Genomic DNA, 8217 nt, shown 5'->3' on the forward strand with positions numbered 1-8217 from the left:
CGCATGAAGACCTGGAAGATCCTCCGCGACTGCCGCCTGAAAGGCGACGGCGTTCACCACGCGATGCTCGGCGTCGCCCGCCTGCACAACCTCGCCCTCGCCGGGTGACCGGAAAAACGACGCTGGTCAACCGGCATGCCGTAGATCATTTACGGGACAGCCCTTAGCGTGGGAAGGGGGTGTGGCGTCTATGGGCAGGAGGGCCGACCCATGGCCGTGGAGCTCAATCACACGATCGTCGCTGCACGCGACAAGGAGCGGTCCGCGCGGTTCCTCGCGGATCTGCTGGGGCTCGAGGTGGAACCGCCGTTCGGCCCGTTCACCCCGGTGCAGGTGGCGAACGGTGTGACGCTGGACTACCTGGAGACCACTGAGCCGATCTCCCCGCAGCACTACGCGTTCCTGGTCTCCGAGGACGACTTCGACGCGATCTTCGCCCGTATCCGGGCCGCGGGCCTGCCGTACTGGGCGGATCCGTACCATCGGCGTCCCGGTGAGATCAACCGCAACGACGGGGGCCGAGGGGTGTACTTCGACGACCCGGACGGCCACAACATGGAAATCCTGACGAGGCCGTACGGCAGTGGCGGGGACTGAGGTCCCAAGGACCTGCCCGGCTCGGTTCTCCGGGCACTCCGCCCGTCCCGGCGAGGCCGCAGGGCGCTGGTCGGCGCAGGTACGGTGACCGCGAGACACCGGCCACGACCGTCTTCGCGGCCACGACGGGCCGCACCTGGCAGCCGCCGCCGGTCTTCGGCTTCTCGGGCCCGACCGCGCACCGCTTCCTGGCCGGGCGGCTGCTGCCGTCCGCACCGCTGCCACGGCCGCGAGGCCGAACGCCTCCTCGCGGTCGTCGCCGTCGCCTGCGTCCTCCTCCGCTACCGCGGACCTGCCGCATGAGACGACCTCTTGTGCGGGCGCCGGCCGTCCGAAGCGCGCTGCCCCGACGCGTCGCAGACCGTGAAGGCCCTGGTCATCGCGGTTGGCCGGACAGCGAAAGACCTTTGCTCTAGATTTGTGGTGGATTGGAGTACATCGTCCACGGGTGGCTGGGCCGACGTACGCTGCTCGGTCGCCATGGCTGCCTCTCAGGGAGGCGCACATGCTGAAGGGCTACACCGTCCCGTTGTCTCCCAAGGGGGTGGCCAACATCGCCCCCACGCCGCCCTGGCATTACGCCGGCGACATCGTGGGAGTCGAGTTCTGGACCGATCCCGCCGCTGCGGAGGCGACGCTCCCCGAAGGACTGGACCCTGATCCGGACTCCTCCGGGCGGGTCGTCGCCTTCTTCGTGGACTGGCAGTTCAACGGTGAGAACGACGAGTACCTCGACCCCGTCCGCAGTCAGTACCGGGAGTTCTTCGTCCTGGTCGACGCCCGCCACCGTGGCCGGCCCGTGGCGTGGTGTCCGTACATCTACGTGGACAACCACCATGCGCTCGCCCGCGGTTGGATCCAAGGGTTTCCCAAGAAGGCGGGGCATGTGCATCAGACTCGGGTGTTCGCGTCACCGGGCAAGGCTTCGCCGACGCTGGAGCCGGGCGCTCGCTTCGGCGCGAGCGTCTCGTCGGACGAGCGGACCCTTGCTCAGGCGCGGGTCACGCTTCAGGCCCCGATGGAGGACCCGTCGGCTCTCCTGAGCCGGGACACGATCAATCTGCGGCACTTTCCCACGTTGGAGGTCGGCAAGTACGACAAACCCGCCGTGCATGAACTGGTGCGGATGGACTACGCCGACCAGCAGGTGGCCGACGTCTGGGCAGGCACGAGCGAGATCGAGTTCTTCCAGGCCCCGGGCGAGGAACTGGCGGATCTCACGCCTGCGCGCGCGGGAATGGGCTTTCGCGCTTCGATGTCGTACAACGTCACGCAGGTTCAGCCGCTGGACTGACCCCGGCGCGCGGCACCGTCGGCCCTGCCCGTGGCTTCGGGAGCACTGCGCGGCCTGCGATCGATACGGCCGAGGTCACTGATGCGGCCCCTGCTCCCGCTGAGGTGCGCGTCGCATGAGCCCGGCCGTTCTCACGTCCCTCTTCACCACGGCCCTGTGCCCGGCACGCTCCGCCCCGCCCTCCACCAGGCCGACCGGACCGTGGACGACTCCGGAAACAGCGGCTGCTTCCGGTCCCGGGGGCCCGTGCCCCGGGACCGGGCGCTCACGTGTACCGCAGTTCCGCCGGGCGTACCGAGCGGTGCAGCAGGGGGAGCGAGAGGGCTGTGGCCAGCAGGCAGGCGGCGTAGATGCCGGCCGGGACCAGGAGGGAGAGGTACGGCACGGTCCCGGAGGCGAGGACGCTGTACACGGTGCCGATGACCAGGCCGCCCAGGCCCGCCACGAGGACGGCCGGGGCCAGGGGCAGGGCGGTTTCCAGCAGCAGGGCCCGGGCGAGCACCTGCCGCGGGACCCCGGCGGCCACCTGTGCGGCCAGGCCCCGGCGCCGGGTGGCGACGGACTCGGCGGTGCCGACGGCCAGTGCGACCAGGACCATCACCAGGCCGAAGGCGATGGCCGCGGCCGTGAGATCCAGGCCCGTCGTGTAGAAGGAGTCGTCCGCGGCGAAACCGTGCGTGTCGTCCGCGTTCTCCAGCTCGGTGAGCAGTGCCTGCCGTATGCCCGCGAACCCGGTCCCGATCACCGTCACCAGCAGCACCGCCGCATGGATACGGGCCGCCGCCCACGGGTCGTCCCGCAGCCGCTCCGCCGCGATCAGCACCGCCGGGGAGCCGGTCCGGGCCGCGAGCAGCCGTCCCGTCAGCCAGGACAGGGCGCCCGTGAGCCACACCGCGCCCGCGCCGACGGCCAGCACCGCCGCGCACACGACGAGCGGAGCGTTCGAGCCCGCGCCACGGGAGTTCATGGATGTACCGGTCACGCCTCCCAGCGCCGCCACGTCCACGAGCAGCAGCCCGCCCGTGAACAGCAGGAGCGGACCCCGCCCCGACCGTGTGCGGGTGCGCCGCACCCACCCCAGCGGCGAGGCCACCACCCGGTGCAGCGCCAGTACCCCGGCCGCTGTGCCCAGCAGCGGCACACCGACCCCGACCAGGGCGATCCCCGCCCAGGCCAGGGCGGTCGGCCGCTCCCACACGGCCGTCAGCACGGCCACCGCACCGGCCGTGGCGAGCGCCGAGCCCAGCAGGCAGGCCAGTCCGGTCTCCAGCGCCGCGATCCGCCGCACCCGGCCCGGCTCCGCGCCCGCCAGCCGCAGCACGGCCATCCGCCGGTCGCGGTGCACCGCCCCGATCCGGGCGCACTGCCCGAGGAACCCGAGCACCGGGACCAGCAGGAGCAGCAGCGCGACGATCGCCCCGGAGCGTTCACCGGGCTGGTTGAGCAGGCCGGCGGCGAAGGAGAAGGAGTGCTGCCCGCGCACCGAGGCCAGGACGGCGGCCGCCGAGGCCAGGCCCGTGGCGCACGTCGCCCCGGCCACCACGAGCGCGATCCGCCACCACTCCTGCCGGTTCGAGCCCCGTATGAACAGCCAGGCCAGCCGCAGATCGGTCCTCATGCGGGCACCTCCGCCCCGACCACCGCGCCGTCCCGCAGCCGCACCTCGCGGTCGGCGTACGCCGCCACCGTGGCGTCGTGCGTGATCAGCAGCACCGCCGCGCCCGACGCGCGGGCGGCTCCCACCAGAGCCGTCATCACCTGCTCGCCCGCCAGCGAGTCCAGGGCCCCCGTCGGCTCGTCCGCGAACACCACCCGCGGGCCGGTCACCAACGCCCGTGCCAGGGCCACCCGCTGCTCCTGACCGCCGCTCAGCTCCCCGGGGCGCAGGTCCTTCTGCTCCCGCACGCCGAACCGCTCCAGCCACTCCTCCGCCCGCTCCTGGGCCGTCCCCCGTGCGGTCCCGGCCAGCATCAGCGGCAGTGCGACGTTGTCCACGGCCGTCAGTTCGGGGATCAGCTGCCCGAACTGGAACATCACGCCGAAGTCGGTGCGGCGCAGCTCGCTCAGGCGGTCCTCCGGCAGCAGGTCGACGCGCTTCCCGTCGTAGGTCACCGTGCCCCCGTCCGGCCGGACGATGCCCGCCAGACAGTGCAGCAGCGTGGACTTCCCGCTGCCGCTCGCGCCGGTCACGGCGACGATCTCGCCTTCCCCCACCTCCAGGCAGGCCCCGCGCAGCGCTGGCGTCCTGCCGTAGGACTTGACGAGATCTCGGGCCGCCACAAGGGGCGCCGGACGGTTGCTCATGCTCGGTCGACCTCCATGGTCAGAGCGGTCAAAGAGGCGAGCCGGGCCTGCGTGGTGGTCATCCAGCGCAGGTCGGCGTCGAGGTGGTTGAGGGCGTAGTCCGCCGAGAGCACGGTGGTCAGGTCGGCTCCCGGTGCGGTCTTGAGTGCCGTCAGCTCCCGCATCCGCTCCATGTGCGCGGCGCGTTGCGCGAGCAGGTGGGCGGCCGGGTCACCGCCGGTGAGGATCGTCACGACGACCTTGGTGAAGATCTCGTTCGCCACGAAGGGCGCGGGAGGCGTGACCTGTCCGGCCCATGCGGTCACCTCCCGGGAGCCCTTCTCGGTGAGGCGGTACAGCGTCCGCTCCGGCCCCCCGTCGGAGTCGGTGCCCTCCACCTCCGCCAGGCCGTCGCGGACCAGCCGCTGCAGGGTCGTGTAGACCTGCCCGTAGGCGAGCGGACGGGCCTGCGGGAAGTGCTCGTCGTGGCGTTGCTTGAGCTCGTAGCCATGGCTCGGCCCTTTGGCGAGCAGGCCCAGCAGGATGTGACGGGTGCTCATGCACCTCAGTATGTACCACGTATATGTACTGAGTATATAGTGATCCGCGGAGAGCCCCGGCAGGGAGGGCGGAGAACTCCGGCAGGGGCAACTCCGGGGAGAGGCCCAGGGAAACTCCCGGGCGTGCGGTGCGGCGGGCCCAAGGACGCCCAGCAATTCGGCCGCTACCTGGAAACTCCCGGGCGTGCGGTGCGGCGGGCTCAGTCCGCCACCGCGTACGCCTCCACCGACCACAGGGAGTAGCCGAACCGGGTGGCCCGCTTGTCGCCCTGGACGCGGACGAAGCGCACGTCGCGTTCGTCCATGCGGACGGTCTCCCGGCCGCCCCGGCTGTCCTTCACCGCACCGGCCGTGCGCCAGCGGCGGCCGTCGGGGGAGACCTGGACGCGGTAGGCGGAGGGGTGGGCCTCCTGCCAGTGGAGGGCCACCTTGCCCAGGCGGACCGGCTCGGGCAGCTCGACCTGCCACCAGGCGCCGTCGTCGACGGGGGAGGACCAGCGGGTGGACGGCTTGCCGTCGATCGCGGCGGAGGCCGGGAAGTCGGGGGTCTCGTCGCCCGACGAGGTCGCCCTGCCGGCGCGGGCCAGGTCGGGGCCGGCGGTGCGCGGGAAGGTGCGGACGGTCAGGGTGCGGGTCTCCCCGGCGAAGGTGACCCGGATGTCGTACGCACGGGACGGTGCCGTCGGCGGCACGGTCACCTCGACGGGGACGTCCACCGCGACGCCGCGCGGCACCGTCAGTTCGGCGGAGGGGACCCGGACCTCGATGCCCTCGGGGGCCTCCACGGCGACCTTGCCGCGCACCGCGGACGGTCGGCGGGAGGTCAGCCGGGCGGTCAGCCGCTCGGTGCCGCCGATCTCCGCGTCGGTCTCGGTGCGCGACAGCTTCAGATCGGCCTGCGCGGTGTCGGCGAACCACGGGACGAGGTGGTGGACGCGGGAGGGGTCGGCGCCGGTCACACGGACGGCGTCGACCCGGGTGCCGGCCGGCGGGGGAGTGGGCTGCACCAGGGCCGGCGGGCGCGTCCACGGGCCCGGGTCCGGGTAGACGGGCGGCCACAGCGCCGGGGGACGTGTCGCCCGGCCGTCCGGGGACGAGGGCTGTGCGATGTCGAGTTCCGTCGCCCCGTGCTTCGCCAGCGTGCCCACGCGGTGCCAGCCCTGCCCGGGGACGTGGACCTCCACGGTGCCGGTGGTCCCGGGGTCGCTGAGGACCGTCACGGAGGTCAGGGCGTGGGCGCGCGGGAGACGGACCGTGCGGGTCAGCGGGTCGCCCCGCTCCGGGGCCGGCTCGTGCGTCAGGCCCGCCCAGGCCGCGTACTCCCGCCGTGCGCGGTCCAGGAACGGGTCCAGCACGCCCTTGCCGACCGTGACGTCGGCGCGCCTGATCCCGGCGCGCAGCCGCTCCAGCGTCCGGTACGCCTTCCAGGCTCCCGCCGCGTCGCCCTCGCGCTGGGCGCGGAGCATGTCGAGCACCGCCGTGCCGGCCTCGCCGTAGCGGGCCAGCTGCGCCGTCCACGGTGCCACTTCCTCGTCCAGGGTGCCCTCGGTCCCCAGGCGTCCGGGGGTCTCGCGCATCACCGTGAACGCGGCGCGCAGCCGTGCCTCGGCGGTCTCGTTCGCGGCCCGGTCCGTGGTCCTGCGGGCCTTCCACAGGGCCTCGATGAGCGGGCGCAGATACGCCGACTCCGTGCCGCCCAGCACCGAGGAGGCGTCGTTGCCGGCCAGGGCCGCCAGCGCCTCGTGGCGCCGTTTGTCGCCTCCCGCGAGGTCGGCGATGGCCGCCCGCCAGGACTCCTCGGGACGGTAGTTGCGGGGGTTCCAGGCGTAGTCGGCCGCTGTGAACAGCGGGATGCGGGAGGCCTCCGCCTGCTCCATCGCGTTGGCGAGCAGGGCGGCCGAGCCGCCGGCCACGGCCGGCTCGCGGCCGGTGTAGGGGCCGAGGAAGATGCGGTCCTCGGCGTAGTCGTTCACCGGGTAGTTGTCCATGGTGACCAGCGGGTGCCCGAAGACCGCGCGGGCCTCGGCCAGTTCGGCCCCGGTGATGGTGCGCGGCACCACGCCCACCCCGGTCCAGGCCACCTGGACCGACTGGTCCAGCGCGGAGGCCAGCGCCCGCCGGTAGGGCGTGGCACCGTCCTCGTAGAACTCGGTGGGCATCAACGACAGCGGCTCCGCGCCGGGGTGACGCTCCGCCAGGTGACGGGCCAGCTCGTTCGCCACCCGTGCCTGCGCGTGTGCCGCCGCCTTCGGGCCGGAGCCGAAACGGTCCGGGTCGGCGTCGCAGTGCCACTCGCTGTAGCTGACGTTCTGGAACTGCAGCTGGAACGCCCGGAAGCCGAGCGCCCACATCGCGTCCAGCTTCCGCTTCAGCGCCCGTATGTCGTCGTCCGAGGCGAAGCACAGCGACTGGCCCGGCGCCACCGCCCAGCCCAGGGTGACGTGGTTGCGGCGGGCCCGCTCGGCCAGCTCCCGGAACTGCGCCCGCTGCTTCGCCGGATACGGCTCGCGCCAGCGCTCCTGGCGGTAGAGGTCGTCGCCGGGGGCGTACAGATACCGGTTCTGCTTGGTGCGGCCCATGAAGTCGATGTGGGCCAGCCGCTGCTCCTGCGTCCACGCGGCGCCGTAGAAGCCCTCGGTGGTGCCGCGCACGGCGGTGCCCGGCCAGTCGCGGACGGTCACGCCGGGGATCGTCCCGTCGGGGCGCAGCAGTTGACGCAGGGTCTGCACGGCGTGGAAGAGGCCGTCCTCGCCGGCGCCGGTGAGGGTCAGGGCGCCGTCGCCGGTGGTGAGGAGGTAGCCGCCGGAGGGCAGGGCGTAGCGCGGGTCGCCGTACGGCTGCTCGGCCTGCGCGCGCACCACCAGGGCGCCCGGCGGGACGGGGTCCGAGGGGCCCAGGTCCGTGATCGTCCGGGCGCCGGCCCCGCGCAGAAGCGTGCGCAGCGCGTCCAGGGCGTACGGGTCCGCGTCCGCGTCGGCGACCAGGGCGACCCGGTCGGTGACCTTCACGGCGGTGCCGGTCGTCCGCAGGGACTGCGGGCGCGGCCACACGGCGAGATCGGAGGAGGCCGTGGTCGGCTGCTCCGGGTTGGTGGCCGGGGTGCCGGGGTCCGGGCCGGCGCCGGGGCCGGACGGCGCCGCGACGGCCGCGGGGCCGGCTCCCAGTGTTCCGGCGACAACGGCGAACGCCAGTGCGACCGCGTTCCTTCCGTGCCCGATGCCGCGCCGAAGCCGCACGGTCCCTCCTCGTCGATCGGCCGTTGCTGAACGGTCCCGGAGACAGTCCCGAAGGCGGTGTCGAAGAATTCCGACCACACCATCCCCGGGGAAAGGTGTCAACGGGAGTGGCCGTTGTGCCGTGATTGCCCGAACCTGGGGTCAGGCGAGTGTGACCAGGGGCACGTCATTCGTTCTCGTATGTCTGCCCTCGCGCGCACTGGGTAGGGCTGCGGTCATCCGGTTTCCGGATGACCGCAGCCCTACC

6 protein-coding genes and 1 pseudogene are annotated in these 8217 nt (G+C 73.0%); 3 read left to right on the top strand and 4 right to left on the bottom strand.

The genetic code is table 11. From position 1 onward, the window contains the following. The 3 genes and pseudogenes from CCN35_RS27955 to CCN35_RS25815 form a co-directional block, all read left to right on the top strand. Positions 1-108, top strand: a pseudogene (locus tag CCN35_RS27955) (IS5/IS1182 family transposase); the annotation flags it as partial. A 102-nt stretch (positions 109-210) separates the two neighbouring features. Beyond that, positions 211-597: a VOC family protein gene (locus CCN35_RS25810; RefSeq protein ID WP_067398988.1), complete on the top strand. Its 387-nt coding sequence runs from the start codon at positions 211-213 to the stop codon at positions 595-597. Positions 598-1102: 505 nt separating this feature from the next. After that, positions 1103-1891, top strand: a complete 789-nt coding sequence (locus tag CCN35_RS25815) for an acetoacetate decarboxylase family protein (protein WP_086794515.1) — start codon at positions 1103-1105, stop codon at positions 1889-1891. 265 nt (positions 1892-2156) lie between these two features. On the opposite strand, the gene CCN35_RS25820 is transcribed toward CCN35_RS25815, so the two are convergent. From CCN35_RS25820 to CCN35_RS25835, 4 genes are all read right to left on the bottom strand, one after another. Continuing rightward, a complete protein-coding gene (locus CCN35_RS25820; protein WP_086794517.1) occupies positions 2157-3509 on the bottom strand; it encodes an FtsX-like permease family protein in 1353 nt (450 codons plus the stop codon). Next, the gene (locus CCN35_RS25825) at positions 3506-4195 is read right to left on the bottom strand and encodes an ABC transporter ATP-binding protein (protein WP_086794518.1); all 690 of its coding nucleotides are present in this window, start codon (positions 4193-4195) and stop codon (positions 3506-3508) included. The genes CCN35_RS25820 and CCN35_RS25825 overlap by 4 nt, the downstream gene beginning before the upstream one ends. Continuing rightward, positions 4192-4734, bottom strand: coding sequence for a PadR family transcriptional regulator (locus CCN35_RS25830; protein ID WP_067398982.1), 543 nt, complete (start codon positions 4732-4734; stop codon positions 4192-4194). Before CCN35_RS25830 ends, CCN35_RS25825 begins: the two co-directional genes overlap by 4 nt. Before the next feature lie 200 nt (positions 4735-4934). Beyond that, a complete protein-coding gene (locus CCN35_RS25835) occupies positions 4935-7970 on the bottom strand; it encodes a beta-N-acetylglucosaminidase domain-containing protein (protein ID WP_086794520.1) in 3036 nt (1011 codons plus the stop codon). Positions 7971-8217: the final 247 nt, after the last annotated feature.

Source organism: Streptomyces thermovulgaris (genome assembly GCF_002155915.1).
GTDB lineage: Bacteria > Actinomycetota > Actinomycetes > Streptomycetales > Streptomycetaceae > Streptomyces > Streptomyces thermovulgaris.